The following is a 19,736-nucleotide window of genomic DNA, read 5'->3' as shown; positions in this document are numbered from 1 at the left end:
ACGCCCGCCCTGTGCGGGCGTTTTTCATCGGTGCGCAAGCTGACAGCCGATCGCTGGAGCCACAGCGAATACCTACAGGAATTGAACAGTGGACTACCCAAAGAGTGTCCCCAGCGCCGGTCTGGTGAATGGGAAATTTGTTGATGAGAACCGGCTGACCGGGACGCCGGGATCGTTGATTCCGGCGGATTGGGGGAACAGCGTCACGCAGGAAATTCTCAACGTGATCAAGGCCGGGGATCTGAACCCGGACGAGAAGAAATACGATCAACTGCTGCAAGCGATTCAGAGCGTTTCGGCCAAGGGCTGGAGTCTGGATTCAGCATTGCCCGTCGGCTCATTGCCGTTGCCGACCGTCGCGACGCCTGATGGGCGCTTGCCGATCACGCCAACGGCGGTGTTGACCAGCGGCGGACGTGTGTCGATTCCTGCGGGCGTGTTTGTGAGCATTGGCCAGGAGGTGGTTTCAGGCCAGTTGGGCAGGTCTCGCACGTTCACCACTCAGGCCTGGAGCAGTGCGGATCTGTTGCCGGCCACCGGCTACTTCCTGAGGGCACAGGTCATTAGCGGTGCACTGACGTTCTACATGCAGCGCGGAACGATCTATGACCCGGCACCTGAAGGATTGAAGGGCACCGTCAACAGTGCAGCAGGGGGTGGTTTTCAATCCACGCCGCTGGATATGTGCCTGGCCTGGGTGGTGACTGCCGGGCCCGGCTCGGTACCGATCGTCAGACCGGTCTACAACCGCAAGCATCTGGCATGGAGCCAGACCGTCAACGGCAATGGCGTGGTCTATTTGCCTGTCGATCCCCACACCCGAGCGGCTCGACTGGTGGTGGGCAACCCGACACCGCATCCTACAGGCATTACCGGCGTGTCCTTTGCACCGGGCGGTTGGTTGGGCGGCAACTATTGCTACCTGAATCCGACCGTGGGGACTTCGGGCAACTGGGACGGTTGGTCCACTGCAGGTGCGATGGCGTGCATCTTCACCAGCAACGTGCTCAACGACACAACCGTATCGACCCTGACAGCGAGCTTCGACCACAACGAATTGCGCTCTCTCTGGCAGGTCTATCAGGCCGAGCACACTTTGGGCGCCAGTAATGCTTCCAGCGATGAACTGCTGTTCAGCATGGGTCTGAAAAACCTGTCACCCGGCGACTACTCCAATGGGATCGCCATCAATTTCAGCTCTGCGGTCAACGTCAATTTTTCATGGGAATTGATCCGATGAACATCATTCAGGAACTGCATCAATTCGAAGAGGGGTTGCGTCCACTTCAGCCGTCCGCTGCCCATGACTGGGATGGAAAAACCTGGGTAATGGACAGCGCACGAGGCAGTCAGCTGGATCAGCAGGAAGGCGAAGGGCTTTGCGTTCGGGTCGATGCGGCCGCCGACAGCGCCCGTGCGGTGCTGGCCGGCGATCCGCTCAAGGCGCTGGAGTACGCTCAAGCGGCTGTCGACGCGCAGTCCTTTCAGGACGCGGGCTACCCGAGAAACGATGTGCCACTGTCCGTCGCAGCCTGGGTCGCCAGAGGGCGCAGTGCCAGGCAGGCAGCCGATCAGATTCTCGACAAGGCGACCCGGCTCAGCAACAGCCTGCTGACCCTGCGCACCTTGCGCCTGAAAGCCAAGACCCGGATCCGCACCTTAGCAACCAACAGTCAGATGGATCAGGCCCGCGCTGCTGCCGATGAGGCGCTGCAGGCCATTCGTGAACTGATCGCCAATCCGACCTCGTAACCGCAGTCAGCGTTATCCAGGCCCACTTCATTGTGGGCTTTTTATTTTCAGGAACAGAAACGTCGGCACCGTCGCGAAGGCTTGCCCGCTGCTGCGTTTGATTTGTCATTACAGAGGAACGAACACCAATGGACTATCCAAAAAGCGTCCCCAGCGTCGGCTTGGTCGATGGCCGGTTCGTCGATGAAAATCCGGTGGCGGGAACGCCGGGTTCATTGATACCGGCGGTGTGGGGCAACAGCGTAACCCAGGAAATCCTGAACGTGATCACGGGGGCCGGAATGACGGCTGCCGAGGCGGATACCGGTCAGTTGTTCAAAGCCATTCAATCGATCATCGGTGCTACCAGCCCAATGCGCTCGGTGGTAACGCGGCTTGTCGCTTCGAAGGCTCTGAGCGACCAGGAGCTGGGTCTGGTATTGATCGATGGCAGCCCCGGTGCCACGACGATCACCTTGCCCGGCGCTAATGTCGGGTTGGGTGTGCGCGACGTGATTGTTCGTCGTGTCGACAACAGCGGCAATCGAATGGTGGTGCAGGCATCCGGAACCGACCGGATCCGTTTTCACACGCATTTGTCTGCTAGCGGATACCCGTTTCTGGTGCTGATGGGTGGCGGTGACTGGTGGCATTTGCGCAGCGACGGCGCGGGTAGCTGGTGGCCGGTCGGACGTTTGGACGGTTCGTCACTGGGCCACATTGCCTTTGAGACAACTCTCTCGGTCTTACCGGGTGGCTATGCCGCTTTGAATGGCTCGTTACTCAGCCGCTCGGACTGGCCTTGGCTTTGGGACCACGCGCAACAGTCCGGCATGTTGCGTTCCGAAGCTGATCGTGCCGGTGCATGGTCCTTGGGGGATGGAGCTACAAACTTCCGATTACCAGAAGCCCGTGGCGAGTTTCTAAGGGTACTGGCTGAGGGTGGCCTGATTGATCCGGGACGTATGCCGGGCTCTTGGCAAAAAGGCTCGTTGGTCCAGGGCGACAATGGCATTGGCGACAATATCTTGTTTGCTACGCACATCAGTACCCAAAAGGCCCAGTTGGGGTTCGATATGGGGAATTACACCGATTACTCGGGCTCCACCGTCAAATACATCACCCCTTCTGAGACTGTTTCGCCGATTTCGGACGCAGACCTGTTGAATCATGGCGGCATCACGCGTCCTCGAAACATCGCCTATCCGGGTCGGATCAAACTTATCTGAGGTGCTCATGTTTAATTACTTGTTTGATCACGTGGGCTGTCTGTCTGGTCCCGTTGAGTTTGTCGAAACTCCTGGTCTTGGCGTCCAGTTGCCCAGTAATTCGGTGCAACTGCCTTTTGAATTGCCATCGGCTGGAAGTGGTCGTGTCTGGGCTCTGGTGAACAACATTCCTCGTGAGGTAAGCGATCACCGAGGAGTGGTTTACAGAACGGACAGTGGGGCGAAACAGATGTGGGGTGAACCAGGTGAATTACCGGATTACCTCACTGCCGAGCTCTGGCCTGGGGAGGGGTATATCTGGAACGGTCAGGCATGGAAGCTCGATGAAGCGGCACACTTGTCCGCGATCAAGTCTGTCCTTGTCGACAAGCGCGACACGCTGCTGCGCGACGCCATCCTGCGCATCGCTCCCCTGCAATACGCCGAGGACATCGGCGACGCCAGCCACGAAGAGCAACTGCAATTGCTCGAGTGGAAGCTCTACAGCGTGGAGCTGAACCGTATCGAAAAACAGGCCGGTTTCCCGGAGCAAATCACCTGGCCTTCAGTGCCTGGCACCCGCACAGCAGATTGATAAGGAGATGAATCTTGGACTATCCCAAAAGCGTACCCAGCGTCGGGCTGGTGAACGGGCAATTTGTCGATGAGGATCCCGTCGCCGGAAAACCCGGCTCGCTGATTCCTGCCGCTTGGGGCAACGGCGTCACGCAGGAAATTCTCAGTGTCGTACAGGCCGCCGGCATGACGCCCAACGAGGCGAACACTCATCAACTGCTCGACGCACTGCGCAGTCCGGGGTTGTTCACGACGGCTGCGCAATTCGATGTCAGCCGATCGGCTGCAACGGCCGAGTTTGTCCAGCGGGCGCTGGGCAACTACGCCAGCGCTCGCGGCATCTCCGGCTCGACCCAACTGACCCTGGCCGATATCGGCTGCTCGATCGGGATGGGCGGTAACGCTGCGTACACCGTGACCTTGCCGGACGCCACTGCAGTGCCCAGCGGCGCGACGATCAGCCTGCATTGCCGAAACAGCGCAGCGGTCACGGTTGCCAGTAAAACCGGTACGCAGATCAGCCCCCAGGGGGCCTATCTGGGTTCGATCACGATGAACGCGGGCGAGAGCGCAACCTTCGTCCGGGAGTCGGGTGTCTGGGTCGTTTACGGCACCGCAGCGTTGAAGTATTCGGCGCTCTATGCGTCGCAGTTCGCCACGGCCGGATATCAGAAACTTCCCAGCGGCTTGATCGTGCAGTGGGTGACCGGGGGCTCCGATGCGAATGGAGTCATGACGGTGTCGTTGCCGATGATGTTTCCCAATGCTGTCCTCGGCGGGATCGCCAATGAGGGTTATCCGGCAGGCTGGGGCAGTTCCAACGTCACTGTCTGGGCATTCGACGGGGCCAACTCCACGACATCGACGGTTGTTGCCAGGGTTCGCAATGTCCTGGCGTCGAGTGTGAAGGCTGAACCTGGAATTTCGGGGCGCATATTGGTTTGGGGACGATAACCATGGCTATTTATTTTCATGCACAGACACGCGGCTTTGAACTGGTCGACAGCCCCTATCCGGAACCACCTGAAGGCGCCGTGGAAATCACCCGCGCCCAATACGCCGAACTGTTTGCCGGGCAGGCAAGCGGCAAGGTCATCAGCGCCAGTGCCAGCGGTCAGCCCGTATTGAACGACCCGGTCATCTCCCCGCAGGCACTGGCTTCCCGGGAGCGCGCGTGGCGCGACAACGTCCTGCAAGACACTCAATGGCTGGTGTGGCGTGACGCTGAAGAGCTGGAAGTCGGCGAGGGCACGACGCTGCGTACCGAAGAATTCAAACAGCTTCTTGCCTATCGGCAGGCAATGCGCGACTGGCCCAATGATCCGGAATTTCCGGATGCCCAGGCTCGCCCTGTAGAGCCCGACTGGCTTGAAGGCTTGCTGCGGTCGAACGGCTGAGCCGTTGACTCATTCAATGAGGAATCAATATGGATTATCCGAAACGCATTCCCGGCTCAGGCCTGGAGAATGGCCGGTTCGTCGATGAGGACCCCATCGCTGGAAAACCGGGATCGTTGATCCCGGCCAGTTGGGGCAACAGTGTGACCCAGGAAATTCTCAACGCGATCACGGCCGCCGGCCTGACGCCGGATGAGGAGCAGACCGATCAACTGGCACAGGCCATTCGGCAACTGGCCAAGCCCGATCCGCTGCAGCAGTTTCCTGTGCAGGTGTATCGCAAGAATCTGTTGATCAATGGTGGATTCAATATCTGGCAACGCGGCACGACCAATCAAGGGCCGAACATCGGTGGCTATGTGGCGGATCGTTTTCGATGCGACTGGAACGGCAACGCGGGTGTCAGCATTTCGCGCCAGGAATTTGCCCTCGGTCAAACGGAAGTCGTGGGTGAACCCGCTTATTTCTTGCGCTGGCAGCAGGCCACCGCAGGCACGGGAGCAACGGTGCATAAAGTCGCCCAGAGCATTGAATCGGTCAGGACTCTGGCCGGGCGAACGGCTACGGTCAGCTTCTGGGCGCGATCCGATGCGACGCGTCCTTTGCGCGTCACGATTGCCCAGCAGTTCGGGACGGGTGGTTCGGAGGGTGTGGTTAAGGTTGTCGACGTCTTTCAACTGAGTACGTCGTGGAAGAAATACAGCGCAACGTTTCAGGTGCCAACCATCGCCGGGAAAATGCTTGGCGTGAATGACTGCCTGACCTTGTCGTTCGATCTGCCGCTCAACGTGTTGCAGACCGTCGATCTGGCACAGATGCAATTGGAGGAGGGGCCGGTTGCGACAGCGTTTGAATACCGTCCGGCGGCGGAAGAGCTGAGCCTTTGCCAGCGTTATTTTGAGAAGTCTTTTGCTAACCGTCTGCAGATCCGTTCGAACAATGGTGCCGCAACCTGCATTGGTAACTTCACCCAGGCTGCGGTAGCCAATACCGGTCAGTACGGTATGAGCATCGATATGCAGGTGCTCAAGCGCGTACAACCTACCATCGTGCTGTATTGCCCGGGAGATGCGAGCAATCAAGTCTGGCATCAGGGCCTGATGAAGGCGTGTACGGGAACCGTTTTGCAAAGCGTGACCGAGAGAAGCTTTGCCATTGCCACTGTGACTCCTGTCGGCAGTGTTCCCGGGCAGATTTTGCAGATCGAATGGACCGCGGACGCGGAAATCTAGGAGGCAAGTCCATGAGCTATCAGCTCACATCGTCTGGCGTTCTGCGCCTGGGTGATTCAGCGTTCATTCCACAGGATCCGACCAACCGTGACTGGCTCGAGTACCAGGAGTGGCTGGTTTCCGGGGGACAGGTACTGCCTCTGGATCTGCCGCTCGAGAGTGCGACGGCCAGCCAGGGCATGCTGGGGTTGTTCAAGCGAATGATCCAGGTTTCCCCGGACAGCACGCTGAAAACTGAGGTAAACAATGGCTGATCAGCTTTGGTCGCCAACCGTGATTCAATCGGCGCATCCAGGGAGGACCGAGCATTATGCAAATCACTGAAGACAATCTACTCACCATCATGCCCAACGCCCGCCGCCAAGCGGGCGTTTTTGTTTCTGCGCTCAACGACGCCATGGCGCGCCATCGCATCGACACGCCCAAGCGAGTTGCTGCGTTTCTGGCGCAAATCGGCCACGAGTCGGGGCAATTGCAGTACGTGCGTGAACTGGGCAACAACCAATACCTGAGCAAATATGACACCGGTACGCTGGCGTTGCGTCTGGGCAACACGCCCGAGGCCGATGGCGACGGGCAGAAGTATCGCGGTCGTGGACTGATCCAGATCACCGGTCGCAGCAATTACCGCCAGTGCAGTCTCGGGCTGTTCGGCGATGAACGTCTGCTGGCGCTGCCGGAACTGCTGGAGCAACCGCAATGGGCGGCCGAGTCCGCCGCGTGGTTCTGGGCGCAGAACGGCCTGAACGAGCTGGCGGATCAGGATCAGTTCAACAGCATCACCCGGCGGATCAACGGCGGGTTGAACGGTTTGCAGGATCGCCTGGAACTCTGGGGGCGGGCGAGGGCGGTGCTATGCCTGCCTTCGGTCTGAGCGTCTGGCGGCTGATCGGCCTGATGCTGCTGGCCGCAGGGTCGGCGGCGCTGGCCTGGCAGTTTCAGGACTGGCGCTACGGTCGCCAATTGGCCGAACAGGCGCGGTTGCACACCGAAATCCTCAATCAACTGACCCTGACGGCCGCCACCGCGCAACAGGCCGAACAGGACAAGCGTCTGGCCCTGGAGCAACGGCTCACGGCCAGTGAACAAACCCATTATCGAGCACTGAACGATGCCCAACGTGATCAGGATCGCCTGCGCGATCGTCTTGCCACTGCTGATCTGCGCCTGTCAGTCCTCATCGACGCAGGCGACGCTGCCCAAGGCTGTGGTGTGCCAGCCGCCTCCGGCACCGGCGGCGTGGATCATGCAACCGTACGCGCCCGACTTGACCCGGCGCATGCTCGACGAATTGTCGCCATCACCGGCGAAGGCGACCGCGGACTGATCGCCTTGCAGGCTTGTCAGGCCTATATCAGAGCGCTGGCGCCTGCACATTTTGAATAAGCTTGTGTATTGAAAGCGCAACCGGCTCGTGTACGGTGGTACCCATTCCATCCGATCCGGAGCGCGCCGTGAAAGAAATCACTCAACTGGCGGCCGAACTTGGCCGACGTCTGCAATTGCTCAATGCCCACGTCACTACGGCCGAGTCCTGTACCGGTGGCGGGATTGCCGAAGCCATCACCCGCATTCCTGGGAGTTCGGCGTGGTTCGAGGCGGGCTACGTGACCTACTCCAACCGCCAGAAAACCCAGCAACTGAATGTACCGACGGAGCTGTTCGGCACCGTGGGTGCAGTCAGTCGCGAAGTGGTCGAGGCCATGGTGCGCGGCGCCCAGGAAAAAAGCCTGGCGCGGTTTGCCGTGGCGGTCAGCGGCGTGGCCGGGCCGGACGGTGGTTCGCCGAACAAACCGGTGGGTACCGTCTGGCTGGCGTGGGGCGTGGGCGACCAGGTTTCCAGCGAGGTCCAGCACTTCCCCGGTAACCGCGACGAAGTCCGCCGACAAACGGTGAAGGCCGCGCTAGAGGGCTTGCTGCGACTAGCGGCACGAGAAATCGAAAATCAGGGGTAGGCGATCCGTGAACGCTGTGGAATAATACTGGCTACTTATACAGGTGTTGGCCGTCAGGCCTTATTGATTACGTGAGGACTTTAATGGACGACAACAAGAAGAAAGCCTTGGCTGCGGCCCTGGGTCAGATCGAACGTCAATTCGGCAAGGGTGCCGTAATGCGTATGGGCGATCAGGACCGTCAGGCGATCCCGGCCATTTCCACCGGCTCTCTGGGTCTGGACATCGCACTCGGCATCGGCGGCCTGCCAAAAGGCCGTATCGTTGAAATCTACGGTCCTGAATCTTCCGGTAAAACCACGCTGACGCTGTCCGTGATCGCCCAGGCTCAAAAAGCCGGTGCGACCTGCGCCTTCGTCGACGCCGAACACGCCCTCGACCCTGAGTACGCCGGCAAGCTGGGCGTCAACGTCGACGACCTGCTGGTTTCCCAGCCGGACACCGGCGAACAGGCCCTGGAAATCACCGACATGCTGGTGCGCTCCAACGCCGTTGACGTGATCATCGTCGACTCCGTGGCCGCGCTGGTACCGAAGGCTGAAATCGAAGGCGAAATGGGTGACATGCACGTGGGCCTGCAAGCCCGTCTGATGTCCCAGGCGCTGCGTAAGATCACCGGCAACATCAAGAACGCCAACTGCCTGGTGATCTTCATCAACCAGATCCGCATGAAGATCGGCGTGATGTTCGGCAGCCCGGAAACCACCACCGGTGGTAACGCGCTGAAGTTCTATGCTTCGGTTCGTCTCGACATCCGCCGTACTGGCGCGGTGAAGGAAGGCGACGAAGTGGTCGGCAGCGAAACCCGCGTCAAGGTTGTGAAGAACAAGGTTGCTTCGCCGTTCCGTCAGGCCGAGTTCCAGATTCTCTACGGCAAGGGTATTTACCTGAACGGCGAGATGATCGACCTGGGCGTACTGCACGGTTTCGTCGAGAAGTCCGGCGCTTGGTATGCCTACGAAGGCACCAAGATCGGTCAGGGCAAGGCCAACTCGGCCAAGTTCCTGGCGGACAACCCGGAAGTCGCGGCCAAGCTCGAGAAGCAACTGCGTGACAAACTGCTGTCGCCAGCTGTGATTGCTGATTCCAAGGCTTCTGCGGTCAAAGAGACCGAAGACGACCTGGCTGACGCCGACATCTGATTGCACCGATGACAACCGCCGTACTCGATACCCTCGTCGCGGTGCGGCGAACCGCCATGGACCTGCTCGCACGCCGCGAGCATGGTCGAGTCGAGCTGACGCGCAAACTGCGTCAGCGTGGCGCTCCCCCCGAGATGATCGAAACCGCCCTCGACCGTTTGACGGAGGAAGGGCTGCTTTCCGAAGCCCGCTATCTTGAAAGCTTTGTTTCCTATCGCGCCCGCTCCGGTTACGGCCCACTGCGGATTCGCGAAGAACTGAGCCAGCGCGGTTTGCAACGCGCCGATATCGAACTCGCCTTGCGTGAGAGCGGTATCAACTGGCAGGAGCAGCTAACGGACACGTGGCAACGGAAGTTCTCCGGACAGCTTCCCGGTGATGCCAAGGAACGCGCCAGACAAGGTCGATTCCTGGCGTACCGGGGATTCTCGATGGAGATGATCAACCGTTTGTTCAGCGGAAGAGGGATGGACGATTAAATCGCTCCAGCTTCAGCTCAGCTTCATCTAAAAAGTAAAAATGGCCCGCTATTTCGATAGCGGGCCGTTTTTTTTTGCCTTCACGTTACCTTCGACGGTTCGCGGGTGCGTTGCGCGGTCTGGGGTTTTGACTGGGCCCAGTTTTCCGGCTGGTTGATGTAGTCCACCAGCTCCCGCAGACGCCCGTGGTTTCGGGCATTGAACGCGAATGCCAGGCGCGTCAGGTGGCTGAATTGAGCTTCGTCGTGCTCTTCGCCGGCGTAGGCGTGTTGATGGAACTGATCACTCAGGCACAGATCGGCAAAAGCCTCCTGCATATGGTCGAGGGCCTGATCGCTAAGTTTGTGATTCATGCGAATGACAAACTGGCGCTTGAGCCAGCGGCTGGAGTGGAAGTTGCCGTAGAACTGGTTGATCTGCTCCACCGCCTCCTCAACGTTGTAGACCAGGCGCATCAGCTTCAGGTCGGTCGGCAGGATGTAGCGGTTTTCCTCCAATTGCTGACGGATGAAATCCAGTGCGCCTTGCCAGAACGTTCCGCCCGGTGCGTCCAGCAGCACCACCGGCACCAGAGGGCTTTTGCCGGTCTGGATCAGCGTGAGCACTTCCAAAGCTTCGTCCAGGGTGCCGAACCCGCCCGGGCACAACACCAGCGCATCGGCTTCCTTGACGAAGAACAGCTTGCGGGTGAAGAAGAAATGGAACGGCAGCAGGTTGTTGGTGCCGTCCACGGTGGGGTTGGCATGTTGTTCGAAGGGCAGGGTGATGTTGAAGCCCAGGCTGTGATCGCGGCCGGCCCCTTCATGGGCGGCGGCCATGATTCCGCCGCCGGCACCGGTGATGACCATCATGTTCGAGCGAGCCAGCGATGCCCCGAGTTCCCGAGCCATGGCGTAAAGGGGATGTTCGACCGGTGTACGAGCCGAGCCGAACACCGTGACCTTGCGTCGTCCCTTGAACTGTTCGAGCGTGCGAAAGGCCTGCTCCAGTTCGCGCAGGGCTTGCAGGGTGATCTTGGCATTCCAGCGGTTGTGATCTTCCTGGGCCATGCGCAGCACGGTCAGGATCATGTCGCGGTAGATGGGGGAATTCGGGCTGTTGGGTGACACCAGGTTGAGTTGTTCTTCGACCTTGCTGATGAGGTCGTGGCCGCTTTCCTGAAAATGACGGCTGAGCAGGTCATTCGGTTGGTAAGGCATGCAACTTCTCCTTCTGCACAGAGCTTCCGGCCCTGACGTGCGACGTCAGTGCCGCGCTGCAAGAAAACAATCAGCCGGCAGCTCCTTTCCTGCCGTTAATAAAAGATCGGGAATACGTTGAATCTAGACCCTCAATGCATTTTTCGCTCATTGAGCATCGCGCCGCAAAGTCTTTGCTGGCAACTGCTTATTGCCGCTTTGCGAAGTGTTTTCACCGCTCGTCCGATGCAGCGTCGAGGGCTGAATGCTCTGATTTACTAAGTTAAAGGCGCCGTACGACAACTTTGCGTCAACGAGCGTACGCAAGGTGCACGCTATTCAAGGATTTGCGGTTGGCAAGGAGGCGGGACACATGACCAGAGTCATTCTGGAGATCGATGCGCAGCTGTATCGATTGTTGAAAGCATCAGCCGAGACCAACCATGTGAGTCTCGAAGAGGAGTGCTGCCGACGCCTGGCGGGAGGGGAGCGCCGCTCGCGTTACTTGCAGGCCTTGCTGGCCGAACTGCGCGCCGAGGATGAACAGCGGCGCGCCACGTCGAGATGATTACTTCTTCTTCGCTGGAGCCGCTTTCGGGCAATCCGATTCCTGGTAGCTGGCGGAGCCGATCGCCTTGTTGCTTTTCACTTCGGTGAAGTCGTAACGCATGATCGCGCCCTTGGCCATCAGCTTACGGTACGACGGATTGTTGCAGACCGAGGCGCCCAACTGGAAATACACGGCTTTGGGATCGGCGCGCATTTTGTCGGCGTGGCTCTTTTGCACGCTCAGGTGATTGACCAGCGTGGTGCCTTCGACGGTGTAGCCCTGATCAAGAATGTCTTCGTTGATCGCCCGTGGCGTGCCGACGCTGCTTTGTGCGGCGACATTGCGCAGCTCTCGGTTCAGATTCTGCTCACTCAGGGATGCAGCCTGAGCGCTGAAGGACGAAGCCAGCAGAATGGCAGCGGTGGGAACGATAAGGCGCAGCATGAAACTCTCCTGGTTCAGTGACTGGTGGTTCGACCAGCCACGTGACTGTGCGTTCAGTGGCGGCGAATTATAGGGGAGCCGGTCGGGAGGGTACAGGCTTGTGCCCGTCGCTCTGGTAAACTGCCGCCCTTTATTGCCCTGCCGAGTGTCGTTCGTGTCGAGTTTTCCTGTCTGCCGGTGCCGCCTGCGATGAATCATGCCCCCAACGCCGTGGCCCGCCTGCGCGACCAGCGCGAGGATGAAGGCATCAAGCCGATCCAGGCCCGTGGCTTTCGCTCCCCGCGCTGCCGCGATTGCCGGGTGATCATCAGCCATTGCCTGTGTGCCTGGCGGCCCACGGTCGATGCGCGCTCGGGCGTTTGCCTGATCATGACCGGCAAGGAAGTGTTCAAACCCAGCAACACCGGCTGGTTGATCGCCGACATCGTGCGCGACAACCATGCCTTTATCTGGTCGCGGACCGAGCCCGACGAGCAACTGCTGGCGCTGCTGAACGACCCGCAATGGCAGCCGTATCTGGTGTTTCCCGGCGAGTACGTCGAACCTTCGCGGGTGACCAACACCGTGGATCTCGATAGCAGCAAGCGCCCGCTGTTCATTCTGCTGGACGCGACCTGGACCGAAGCCCGGAAGATTTTCCGCAAGAGCCCGTATTTCGACCGTTTGCCGATCCTCAGCCTGTTGCCCGACAAACTGTCGCGCTATCGCCTGCGCCGCTCGACCCGCAGCGAGCACCTGTGCACCGCCGAAGTGGCGGCGCTGTGCCTGGAGCTGGCCGGCGATTCGGACGCGGCGTCGGCGCTGGATGCCTATTTCGATGTGTTCAGCCAGCATTACCTGGGGGCCAAGCAGCAACTGGACGTCGATGTGTCGACGCCGGCCCACGCCGAATTGCTGCCCTATATCCGAAACGCGGCGCCAGTACCGGCCTGATCCTGGCCCATACTGCTAAAGCAGTGGCCGTGCGGCTTGACCACCCCGGCTTCGCTGGTCATGCTTGGCGCCGATTGGGGTGCGGCCAAGGTTTGAAACGCCGCTTTTGTTCGTGATTGGCGTTGAACGTGCCCCTGTGGATGCCGCTGCCGGGCGGTATCTGGATTTGCTTTGGCACGGCCCGAATGCGCGGGCCTGCCATCAAAAACAGGATCATTTGAAAAATGGCCACATACGACATCCTGATTGCCGATGATCACCCTCTTTTTCGTAGCGCACTGCACCAAGCGGTGACGATGGGCCTTGGCCCGGACGTGCGCATGGTGGAGGTGGCGAGCATCGCGGAGCTGGAAACCCGCCTGACCGAAAAGGCTGACTGGGATCTGGTGCTGCTGGACCTGAACATGCCGGGTGCTTTCGGGTTTTCCGGGCTGGTGATGCTGCGCGGCCAATACCCGCAGATTCCGGTGGTGATGGTTTCGGCCCAGGAAGAAGCCTCGGTGATGGTCAAGTCCCGGGAATTCGGCGCCAGTGGCTTCATTCCCAAATCCAGCGACCTGAGCGTGATTCAGGAAGCGGTGCGCAAAGTGCTGGATGGCGACGTGTTCTGGCCGCCCCAGGCATTCGAGGCGGTCAGCGTTTCGGATGAAGCCAAGGCCGCCAGCGATGGCCTTGCGAGCCTGACACCGCAGCAGTTCCGGGTGTTGACCATGGTCTGCGAAGGCTTGCTGAACAAGCAGATCGCCTACGAGCTGAGTGTGTCGGAAGCGACCATCAAGGCCCACGTCACGGCGATTTTCCGCAAGTTGAACGTGCGGACCCGGACCCAGGCAGCTTTACTGCTGCAACAACTTGAGTCAATTCCGAGCCAGTAAGCACTGGCGTCTTCACGCTTTTTTGACTTTCGTTGATCTAGCTTCCCCACTTCCTTTCGGTCGGTTATCTACTTTATGTCACCTTTCAAGGGCCAGACGGGCCTGAAACGCATCCTCAACGCTTCCGGTTATTCGCTGGACGGCTTGCGCGCCGCCTTCACCGGCGAAGCGGCTTTCCGCCAACTGGTGCTGCTCAACGTAGTGCTGATTCCGCTGACGTTTTTCCTCAATGTCAGCCGGGTCGAGCGGGCGCTGCTGATCGCGGTGTGCCTGCTGGCGCTGATCGTCGAGCTGTTGAATTCGGCGGTGGAGGCGGCTATCGACCGCATCTCGCTGGAGTTGCACCCGCTGTCCAAGAACGCCAAGGACATGGGCAGTGCCGCACAATTCGTGGCACTGAGCATGATCGCGCTGGTGTGGGCGGTGATTCTGCTTTAAGCGATGCTCGGCAGAACGATCTCGTCGCTGCGCTGCACCCCGGCGGTGAAGGCGCGGCACAGATCGAGGAATTCGCGCATGGCGGAGGTTTGGTACTTCTGTTTGTGCCAGATGAAATAGAACTGCCGCGCCAGATCCAGATCCGGCGTCTCCACCGGCACCAGGCTGCCGCGCCGGAAGGCGTCACGCAGCGCCAGACGCGAAATACAGCCAATCCCCAGACCTGACTCCACCGCGCGTTTGATCGCTTCGGTGTGTTCCAGCTCCAGCCGGATGTTCAGCGCGCTGCGGTGATGCCGCATCGCCTGATCGAACGTCAGGCGCGTCCCCGAACCCTGTTCCCGCAAAATCCACGCTTCATGGGTCAGTTCCTCCATGGTCGCGCTGCCGCGTTTGGCCAACGGATGTTGTGGGGCGCAGAACACCACCAATTCATCCTCGACCCAGCTCTGCACTTCGATGTCCGGGTGGCTGCAATCGCCCTCGATTAGACCCAGATCAATTTCGTAATGCGCCACTTGTTGCACGATATTGGCAGTGTTCTGCACATGCAGCTTTACCTGACTTTCCGGGTGGCGCTGCATGAAACCGCCGATCAGCAGCGTCGCCAGGTAATTGCCGATGGTCAGGGTCGCGCCCACCGACAGTGAGCCGAAACCGGATTTGCCGTTGAGCAGGTCTTCGATTTCCTTGGCCTGATCGAGCAGGGCCACCGCTTGCGGCAACAACTGTTTGCCGAGGGCGTTGAGGCTCAGGCGTTTGCCGGCGCGATCGAACAGCTGGCAGCTGGACTGTCGCTCCAATTCGGTGATGGACGTGCTGGCGGCCGATTGCGACAGGTTGAGCAGACCCGCAGCACGGGACACGCTCTCCTGCTGGGCGACAGCGACGAAGACTTGCAGTTGACGAAGAGTAAATCGCATATCGATATAACCGATAACCCTTATCTTAATAATCCAGTTAACAGATATTGTCGGCGCTATTAGAATGCGATGCAATTGCGCACCGTCGGCATTCTTCAACACCAGCCGGGCAGGCGCAGATCAATCTCCAGGAGTCCCACGTACATGAGCAACATGAACCACGAGCGTGTCCTCAGTGTTCATCACTGGAACGACACTCTGTTCAGCTTCAAGTGCACCCGCGATCCGGGCCTGCGCTTCGAGAACGGTCAGTTCGTGATGATCGGCCTGCAACAGCCAAACGGCCGCCCGCTTATGCGCGCTTACTCGATCGCCAGCCCGAACTGGGAAGAGCATCTCGAGTTCTTCAGCATCAAGGTGCAGGACGGTCCGCTGACCTCCCAGCTGCAGCACCTGAAGGAAGGCGATGAGATCATCATCTCGAAAAAACCGACCGGCACCCTGGTGCTGGACGACCTGAACCCGGGCAAGCACCTGTACCTGCTGAGCACCGGCACCGGTCTGGCGCCGTTCATGAGCGTGATCCAGGACCCGGAAACCTACGAGCGCTTCGAGAAAGTGATCCTGGTTCACGGTGTTCGTTACGTCAACGAAGTCGCCTACCGCGAATTCATCACCGAGCACCTGCCGCAGAACGAGTTCTTCGGCGAAGCGCTGCGTGACAAGCTGATCTACTACCCGACCGTGACCCGCGAGCCGTTCGAAAATCAGGGCCGTCTGACTGACCTGATGCGCAGCGGCAAGCTGTTCAGCGACATCGGCCTGCCACCGATCAACCCGCAGGACGACCGCGCGATGATCTGCGGCAGCCCGAGCATGCTCGACGAGACCAGCGAAGTGCTCGACAGCTTCGGCCTGAAGATCTCGGCGCGGATGCGCGAGCCGGGTGACTACCTGATCGAGCGGGCATTCGTCGAGAAGTAATCCCGACGATGCCGACAGAAAAGCCCGCGTTGCCTGAGAAGGCAGCGCGGGCTTTTTCGTTTTCGCGATTCAGTCAGCGGCGGGAATAACTTCCAGGACGCGGATCTGTTCGGGCGTCGGATAGTGCCAGCGCACGTCCAGATCCCAGAACTGCGCGCCGTATTCGCGCTCTGGCACGGGCGTCTGATACGCCGGGCGCGGATCCTGGGCCAGGCATTGCTCGATCAGCTCGACCAGGGGCTCGGCCAGGCGCTGAGCGTGCGTGTGCGCCTGTTGCAGCGCCGCGTCCATCCACTGCACGTCGATCAGGTGCGGCGCGGCACTGGCGATGCTGTTGGAGGCGTCAGTAATGATGTCGGCGTACGGCACGTAGGGTTTGATGTCGAGAATCGGCGTGCCGTCCAGCAGGTCGATGCCGGAGATGAACAGGCGATTTGCCTCGACCTTGTCCAGCTTCACCACCGACTGGCCGATGCCATTCGGCCGGTGCGTGGCGCGGGTGGCGAACACGCCCATGGACTTGTTGCCACCCAGGCGCGGAGGGCGGACCTTGAGGCGTGGTTTTTCTTCCAGCGCCTGATGGAACAGGAACAGCAGCCAGACATGACTGACCTGCTCGAGCCCCTGCACAGCGTCGCCCTGATCGAACGGCGCCACCAGTTCCAGCACGCCACGGGCGGCGGGGGCCAGTTGCGGCTGGCGCGGGATGGCGAACTTCTCCTTGAAGCAGGAGCGGACGAAGCCGATGGGGGAGACGCTGTAAGTCATGGTGTGCATTCGAAGCGGAGCAGGGCGGGCATGATAACCCGGCAGGCTTCAAGTCTGGTGCCGACAGTTGTGGCCTCTTCGCGAGCAGGCTCGCTCCCACAGGGGAGCGCATTCCAAATGTGGGAGCGAGCCTGCTCGCGATAGCCGCACCGCCGATATCAGAGGCTGAACCCTCCATCCAGCGGAATGATATTCCCGGTCATGTAGGCCCCGGCTGTACTCGCCAGGCTGATCGCCAGCGCCGCCATCTCTTCCTCGCGGCCCCAGCGTTTCATCGGGATCAGCGCGGTGTCTTCGGCAAGCGCCTGCTGGTCGCTGCCGATGTGCTGGGTCATCTTGCTCGGGAAACGCCCCGGTGCGATGACGTTGACGTTGATGTGCTGGCTCACCAGTTCCCGGGCGAGAATCCGCGACAGTTGATGCAGGGCAGCCTTGCTCGGCCCGTAGGCATAGGCCTGTTCACCGAAGGAAGAAATCCCCGCCACCGAACCGATGTTGATGATCCGCGCCGGATTGGCCGCCGATCCGGATTTGCGCAGCAATGGCAGAAATTGCTGGATGCAACTGAACACCGAGGTCACGTTGAGCTGCATGACTTTCTCCCAGCCCTTGACCGGGTAGCTCTCCAGCGGCGCGCCCCAGGTGGTGCCGGCGTTGTTCACCAGAATGTCCAGATGAGTGATCTGCTCGCCCATTCGCGCAACCAGCTCTTTCACGCCTTCTTCGGTCGCCAGATTCGCCGCCATGCCCTGACAAGTGCCCAGAGCACTGAGTTCTTCAGCGGTTTGATGACAGGCTTCCGCGTCACGGGAACAGACGTACACGCGGGCGCCGGCTTCGACAAAGGCCTTGGCGATCATTTTGCCGATACCGCGGGTGCCGCCGGTCACCAGGGCGGTGCGGCCTTGCAGGGAGAAATACGGGTGCATGGCGAATCCTGAGGGCTAGGGTTCAGTACACCCTAGTCGCCGCCCGCAAAAAGCGGAGCCACTATTTTTCGAGGGAATGGAGGGGCATGCATGAAAACGGCGACCGAAGTCGCCGTGATCGAATGGGTCAACCGCGAACGCGCAGGGTCAGGCCCTTGAGGAAATTGCGCAGCAACTGATCGCCACACGGGCGGTAGTTGGTGTGGCCGACCTTGCGGAACAGCGCGCTCAGCTCAGGCTTGGACACCGGGAACTCGGCGGCCTTGAGGATCGCGTGCATGTCGTCTTCCTTCAGTTCGAAGGCCACACGCAGCTTTTTCAGGATGATGTTGTTGGTCACCGGCAGTTCGATCGGCAGCGGCGGACGGCTTTCGTCCTTGCCGCGCTTAAAAATCACCAGACCGTCGAGGAAGTGCGCGATGACTTCGTCCGGGCAGCGTACAAAACCTTCTTCGTCTTCTTCTTTCTTGTCGAGGTACTTCACGACATCAGCCAGCGTGACGTCCAGGCCGCCCAGTTTGATGATCTCGACAACTTTCTTGTCGCTGATGTCGAGCATGTAGCGCACGCTGCGCAGAACGTCGTTGTGAACCATGTGTGCAATCCTGATCTTTTCGCTGTGGGCATCACACGGGCGCGATGCCGGAAATGTAGGGTGGCTTGCGAGCCTTAGAATTTCTCTTTGCCGGACAGGTAGCGCCATTGGCCGACCGGCACCTTGCCGATGGACACGCCGCCGATGCGGATGCGGCGGATGCCGATGACCTTCAGGCCGACCGCTTCGCAGAACTGGGCGATGATCCCCGGCAGCGGGTTCTTCATGGCGAAGCGCAGACGGTTTTCGTTCTGCCAGCTGGCCTTGACCGGCGGCAGCTCCTTGCCCTTGTGGGTGAGGCCGTGCTGCAGGCGATTGAGACCGTGGGCAACCATGTCGCCTTCGACTTCGACCACGTATTCCTGCTCGATCTTGGCCGCGTCGGCGGTGAGCTTGCGCAACACCTTCCAGTCCTGGGTGAACACCAGCAGGCCGCTGGCCTTGGGTTGCAGGTCGGCGCTGGCGGTCAGGCGCAGGAAATGCCCGCGCAGCGGACGCTTGCCGTAGCGGTGTTCTTCGCTGAGGGTCTCGGCGTTCAGCGACTGCATGGCGCTATCGACATCCATGCCCGCCGGCACGTTGAGCAGGATAGTCACCGGCTCTGGCGCGGTGGCCTTGGCGTCCTTGTCGAGCTCGACTTTCTGGTCGCCGACCTTGAACTGCGGCTCGTCGATGACTTCGCCGTCCACGGTGACCCAGCCGCCCTCGATGAACAGCTCGGCCTCCCGGCGGGAGCAACCGACCAGCTCGATGAGGCGTTTGGAGAGGCGAATCGGGTCAGTCATGACAGGGGCCGTAACAAAAAAGGGGTGGGCATTGTACCTGCCTGGGGCCGGTTAAGCCCGGAACGATTTTACCGCTTGGCTTTTTGTGAGAGCGAGCCTGCTCGCGATGAGGCCTTTAGTCTCGATATCAATGTCGACTGTCAGATCGCCATCGCGAGCAGGCTCGCTCCCACAGTTGATTTCTGTCTTGTCAGCCGTGTTGCGAGCGCTGCTGATTCTGCCGCAGACGCATATGCAGCAGTGGATACGGCTGGCCCATGCCATCGACCTCCGAGCGGCCAATCACCTCGAACCCTTGCTTGAAGTAAAAGCCCAGGGCCTGCGGATTCTGCTCGTTGACGTCCAGTTCGTCGGCGTTCAGGTGTTCCATCGCGTACTTCAACAGTTTCTTGCCAAGGCCCTGGCCGCGATGAGCCGGGTCGATGAACAGCATTTCGATCTTGCCCGCCGCGACACCGGCAAACCCGGTGATGCGCTGGTGGCTGTCCCGGGTGCAGATCAACATCACCGCATCGAGGTAGCGGGTCAGCACCAGATTCTTCAGCAGCTCGATGTAGGATTCCGGCAGGAAATCATGAGTCGCACGGACCGAGGCCTCCCAGACCCGGGTCAGTTCCTGATAATCGCTGAGTTTCGGCGTGTGGATGACCGAATGCTGACGCATGCCCGATAGC

General features: G+C 60.0%; 26 protein-coding genes. 18 read left to right on the top strand and 8 right to left on the bottom strand.

Features of this window, described 5'->3' with window-relative positions; genetic code table 11:
- Positions 1-88: 88 nt before the first annotated feature.
- The 13 genes from L6D74_RS20960 (at position 89) to recX (ending at position 9,720) form a co-directional block, all read left to right on the top strand.
- Positions 89-1,240, top strand: coding sequence for a phage tail protein (locus L6D74_RS20960; RefSeq protein WP_236190240.1), 1,152 nt, complete (start codon positions 89-91; stop codon positions 1,238-1,240).
- The gene (locus L6D74_RS20955; protein ID WP_064593851.1) at positions 1,237-1,752 is read left to right on the top strand and encodes a hypothetical protein; all 516 of its coding nucleotides are present in this window, start codon (positions 1,237-1,239) and stop codon (positions 1,750-1,752) included. Before L6D74_RS20960 ends, L6D74_RS20955 begins: the two co-directional genes overlap by 4 nt.
- Positions 1,753-1,880: 128 nt before the next feature.
- Positions 1,881-2,960, top strand: coding sequence for a phage tail protein (locus L6D74_RS20950; protein ID WP_064593854.1), 1,080 nt, complete (start codon positions 1,881-1,883; stop codon positions 2,958-2,960).
- Positions 2,961-2,967: 7 nt separating this feature from the next.
- The gene (locus L6D74_RS20945; RefSeq protein WP_064593856.1) at positions 2,968-3,534 is read left to right on the top strand and encodes a tail fiber assembly protein; all 567 of its coding nucleotides are present in this window, start codon (positions 2,968-2,970) and stop codon (positions 3,532-3,534) included.
- Between the two features lie 14 nt (positions 3,535-3,548).
- Positions 3,549-4,469 (top strand): gp53-like domain-containing protein, encoded by a 921-nt coding sequence (locus L6D74_RS20940; protein ID WP_011332735.1) that lies wholly within the window; start codon positions 3,549-3,551, stop codon positions 4,467-4,469.
- A 2-nt stretch (positions 4,470-4,471) separates the two neighbouring features.
- Entirely contained in the window at positions 4,472-4,912 is a 441-nt protein-coding gene (locus tag L6D74_RS20935) for a phage tail assembly chaperone (protein ID WP_064593860.1), read from the top strand.
- Positions 4,913-4,941: 29 nt separating this feature from the next.
- On the top strand, positions 4,942-6,144 hold the full coding sequence (locus L6D74_RS20930; RefSeq protein ID WP_236190239.1) for a carbohydrate binding domain-containing protein: 1,203 nt from the start codon (positions 4,942-4,944) through the stop codon (positions 6,142-6,144).
- Between the two features lie 11 nt (positions 6,145-6,155).
- Positions 6,156-6,398: a hypothetical protein gene (locus tag L6D74_RS20925; protein WP_064593864.1), complete on the top strand. Its 243-nt coding sequence runs from the start codon at positions 6,156-6,158 to the stop codon at positions 6,396-6,398.
- Positions 6,399-6,454: 56 nt separating this feature from the next.
- On the top strand, positions 6,455-7,018 hold the full coding sequence (locus tag L6D74_RS20920) for a glycoside hydrolase family 19 protein (RefSeq protein ID WP_236190238.1): 564 nt from the start codon (positions 6,455-6,457) through the stop codon (positions 7,016-7,018).
- Complete coding sequence (locus L6D74_RS20915) at positions 7,000-7,530, top strand: lysis system i-spanin subunit Rz (RefSeq protein ID WP_064593867.1); 531 nt, start codon at positions 7,000-7,002, stop codon at positions 7,528-7,530. The genes L6D74_RS20920 and L6D74_RS20915 overlap by 19 nt, the downstream gene beginning before the upstream one ends.
- 68 nt (positions 7,531-7,598) lie before the next feature.
- Positions 7,599-8,099 carry a CinA family protein gene (locus L6D74_RS20910; protein ID WP_085605305.1) on the top strand — a complete coding sequence of 167 codons (501 nt, stop codon included), beginning with the start codon at positions 7,599-7,601 and terminating at the stop codon, positions 8,097-8,099.
- 83 nt (positions 8,100-8,182) lie between these two features.
- Entirely contained in the window at positions 8,183-9,241 is a 1,059-nt protein-coding gene (gene recA, locus L6D74_RS20905; protein ID WP_003222269.1) for a recombinase RecA, read from the top strand.
- An 8-nt stretch (positions 9,242-9,249) separates the two neighbouring features.
- Positions 9,250-9,720, top strand: a complete 471-nt coding sequence (gene recX / locus L6D74_RS20900) for a recombination regulator RecX (RefSeq protein ID WP_039771298.1) — start codon at positions 9,250-9,252, stop codon at positions 9,718-9,720.
- Positions 9,721-9,800: 80 nt separating this feature from the next.
- Here recX and L6D74_RS20895 read toward each other — a convergent pair whose 3' ends face one another.
- Positions 9,801-10,919 (bottom strand): LOG family protein, encoded by a 1,119-nt coding sequence (locus L6D74_RS20895; protein ID WP_236190237.1) that lies wholly within the window; start codon positions 10,917-10,919, stop codon positions 9,801-9,803.
- Between the two features lie 352 nt (positions 10,920-11,271).
- Between L6D74_RS20895 and L6D74_RS20890 the strand changes: the two genes are divergently transcribed.
- The gene (locus tag L6D74_RS20890; RefSeq protein WP_011332745.1) at positions 11,272-11,466 is read left to right on the top strand and encodes a hypothetical protein; all 195 of its coding nucleotides are present in this window, start codon (positions 11,272-11,274) and stop codon (positions 11,464-11,466) included.
- Here L6D74_RS20890 and L6D74_RS20885 read toward each other — a convergent pair whose 3' ends face one another.
- Positions 11,467-11,892 (bottom strand): PA3611 family quorum-sensing-regulated virulence factor, encoded by a 426-nt coding sequence (locus L6D74_RS20885; protein WP_064593873.1) that lies wholly within the window; start codon positions 11,890-11,892, stop codon positions 11,467-11,469. It abuts the gene before it with no gap.
- Between the two features lie 189 nt (positions 11,893-12,081).
- Here L6D74_RS20885 and L6D74_RS20880 point away from each other — a divergent pair, with 189 nt between their 5' ends.
- The 3 genes from L6D74_RS20880 to L6D74_RS20870 all read left to right on the top strand — a co-directional run bounded on the left by L6D74_RS20880 (position 12,082) and on the right by L6D74_RS20870 (position 14,138).
- Positions 12,082-12,825: a tRNA-uridine aminocarboxypropyltransferase gene (locus tag L6D74_RS20880; RefSeq protein WP_064593874.1), complete on the top strand. Its 744-nt coding sequence runs from the start codon at positions 12,082-12,084 to the stop codon at positions 12,823-12,825.
- A 224-nt stretch (positions 12,826-13,049) separates the two neighbouring features.
- On the top strand, positions 13,050-13,700 hold the full coding sequence (gene erdR / locus L6D74_RS20875; protein ID WP_007954938.1) for a response regulator transcription factor ErdR: 651 nt from the start codon (positions 13,050-13,052) through the stop codon (positions 13,698-13,700).
- 75 nt (positions 13,701-13,775) lie between these two features.
- Entirely contained in the window at positions 13,776-14,138 is a 363-nt protein-coding gene (locus L6D74_RS20870; protein WP_236190235.1) for a diacylglycerol kinase, read from the top strand.
- On the opposite strand, the gene L6D74_RS20865 is transcribed toward L6D74_RS20870, so the two are convergent.
- On the bottom strand, positions 14,135-15,061 hold the full coding sequence (locus L6D74_RS20865; protein ID WP_011332748.1) for a LysR family transcriptional regulator: 927 nt from the start codon (positions 15,059-15,061) through the stop codon (positions 14,135-14,137). The genes L6D74_RS20870 and L6D74_RS20865 overlap by 4 nt on opposite strands.
- A gap of 144 nt (positions 15,062-15,205) precedes the next feature.
- Here L6D74_RS20865 and fpr point away from each other — a divergent pair, with 144 nt between their 5' ends.
- Complete coding sequence (gene fpr / locus L6D74_RS20860) at positions 15,206-15,985, top strand: ferredoxin-NADP reductase (RefSeq protein ID WP_007908723.1); 780 nt, start codon at positions 15,206-15,208, stop codon at positions 15,983-15,985.
- 69 nt (positions 15,986-16,054) lie between these two features.
- On the opposite strand, the gene tsaA is transcribed toward fpr, so the two are convergent.
- The 5 genes from tsaA to L6D74_RS20835 form a co-directional block, all read right to left on the bottom strand.
- A complete protein-coding gene (gene tsaA, locus L6D74_RS20855) occupies positions 16,055-16,753 on the bottom strand; it encodes a tRNA (N6-threonylcarbamoyladenosine(37)-N6)-methyltransferase TrmO (RefSeq protein WP_236190233.1) in 699 nt (232 codons plus the stop codon).
- 158 nt (positions 16,754-16,911) lie between these two features.
- Positions 16,912-17,682: an SDR family oxidoreductase gene (locus L6D74_RS20850; protein ID WP_064593878.1), complete on the bottom strand. Its 771-nt coding sequence runs from the start codon at positions 17,680-17,682 to the stop codon at positions 16,912-16,914.
- Positions 17,683-17,809: 127 nt separating this feature from the next.
- Positions 17,810-18,277, bottom strand: coding sequence for a YehS family protein (locus L6D74_RS20845; protein WP_236190230.1), 468 nt, complete (start codon positions 18,275-18,277; stop codon positions 17,810-17,812).
- A gap of 74 nt (positions 18,278-18,351) precedes the next feature.
- A complete protein-coding gene (locus tag L6D74_RS20840; RefSeq protein WP_236190228.1) occupies positions 18,352-19,062 on the bottom strand; it encodes an rRNA pseudouridine synthase in 711 nt (236 codons plus the stop codon).
- A gap of 190 nt (positions 19,063-19,252) precedes the next feature.
- On the bottom strand, positions 19,253-19,726 hold the full coding sequence (locus L6D74_RS20835; RefSeq protein WP_085647830.1) for a GNAT family N-acetyltransferase: 474 nt from the start codon (positions 19,724-19,726) through the stop codon (positions 19,253-19,255).
- Between the last annotated feature and the right edge of the window lie 10 nt (positions 19,727-19,736).

This window comes from Pseudomonas pharyngis (genome assembly GCF_021602345.1).
GTDB classification, from domain to species: Bacteria; Pseudomonadota; Gammaproteobacteria; order Pseudomonadales; family Pseudomonadaceae; genus Aquipseudomonas; species Aquipseudomonas pharyngis.
The sequence above is the reverse complement of the archived record's forward strand: the minus strand, read 5'-3'. Positions and strand labels throughout refer to the sequence as shown.

Coding starts and splice junctions, on each gene's coding strand:
- L6D74_RS20955 (WP_064593851.1), top strand. CDS start 1,237: ATGAACATCATTCAGGAACTGCATCAATTCGAAGAGGGGTTGCGTCCA.
- L6D74_RS20950 (WP_064593854.1), top strand. CDS start 1,881: ATGGACTATCCAAAAAGCGTCCCCAGCGTCGGCTTGGTCGATGGCCGG.
- L6D74_RS20945 (WP_064593856.1), top strand. CDS start 2,968: ATGTTTAATTACTTGTTTGATCACGTGGGCTGTCTGTCTGGTCCCGTT.
- L6D74_RS20935 (WP_064593860.1), top strand. CDS start 4,472: ATGGCTATTTATTTTCATGCACAGACACGCGGCTTTGAACTGGTCGAC.
- L6D74_RS20930 (WP_236190239.1), top strand. CDS start 4,942: ATGGATTATCCGAAACGCATTCCCGGCTCAGGCCTGGAGAATGGCCGG.
- L6D74_RS20925 (WP_064593864.1), top strand. CDS start 6,156: ATGAGCTATCAGCTCACATCGTCTGGCGTTCTGCGCCTGGGTGATTCA.
- L6D74_RS20920 (WP_236190238.1), top strand. CDS start 6,455: ATGCAAATCACTGAAGACAATCTACTCACCATCATGCCCAACGCCCGC.
- L6D74_RS20915 (WP_064593867.1), top strand. CDS start 7,000: ATGCCTGCCTTCGGTCTGAGCGTCTGGCGGCTGATCGGCCTGATGCTG.
- recA (WP_003222269.1), top strand. CDS start 8,183: ATGGACGACAACAAGAAGAAAGCCTTGGCTGCGGCCCTGGGTCAGATC.
- recX (WP_039771298.1), top strand. CDS start 9,250: ATGACAACCGCCGTACTCGATACCCTCGTCGCGGTGCGGCGAACCGCC.
- L6D74_RS20895 (WP_236190237.1), bottom strand. CDS start 10,919: ATGCCTTACCAACCGAATGACCTGCTCAGCCGTCATTTTCAGGAAAGC.
- L6D74_RS20890 (WP_011332745.1), top strand. CDS start 11,272: ATGACCAGAGTCATTCTGGAGATCGATGCGCAGCTGTATCGATTGTTG.
- L6D74_RS20885 (WP_064593873.1), bottom strand. CDS start 11,892: ATGCTGCGCCTTATCGTTCCCACCGCTGCCATTCTGCTGGCTTCGTCC.
- L6D74_RS20880 (WP_064593874.1), top strand. CDS start 12,082: ATGAATCATGCCCCCAACGCCGTGGCCCGCCTGCGCGACCAGCGCGAG.
- erdR (WP_007954938.1), top strand. CDS start 13,050: ATGGCCACATACGACATCCTGATTGCCGATGATCACCCTCTTTTTCGT.
- L6D74_RS20870 (WP_236190235.1), top strand. CDS start 13,776: ATGTCACCTTTCAAGGGCCAGACGGGCCTGAAACGCATCCTCAACGCT.
- L6D74_RS20865 (WP_011332748.1), bottom strand. CDS start 15,061: ATGCGATTTACTCTTCGTCAACTGCAAGTCTTCGTCGCTGTCGCCCAG.
- fpr (WP_007908723.1), top strand. CDS start 15,206: ATGAGCAACATGAACCACGAGCGTGTCCTCAGTGTTCATCACTGGAAC.
- tsaA (WP_236190233.1), bottom strand. CDS start 16,753: ATGACTTACAGCGTCTCCCCCATCGGCTTCGTCCGCTCCTGCTTCAAG.
- L6D74_RS20850 (WP_064593878.1), bottom strand. CDS start 17,682: ATGCACCCGTATTTCTCCCTGCAAGGCCGCACCGCCCTGGTGACCGGC.
- L6D74_RS20845 (WP_236190230.1), bottom strand. CDS start 18,277: ATGGTTCACAACGACGTTCTGCGCAGCGTGCGCTACATGCTCGACATC.
- L6D74_RS20840 (WP_236190228.1), bottom strand. CDS start 19,062: ATGACTGACCCGATTCGCCTCTCCAAACGCCTCATCGAGCTGGTCGGT.
- L6D74_RS20835 (WP_085647830.1), bottom strand. CDS start 19,726: ATGCGTCAGCATTCGGTCATCCACACGCCGAAACTCAGCGATTATCAG.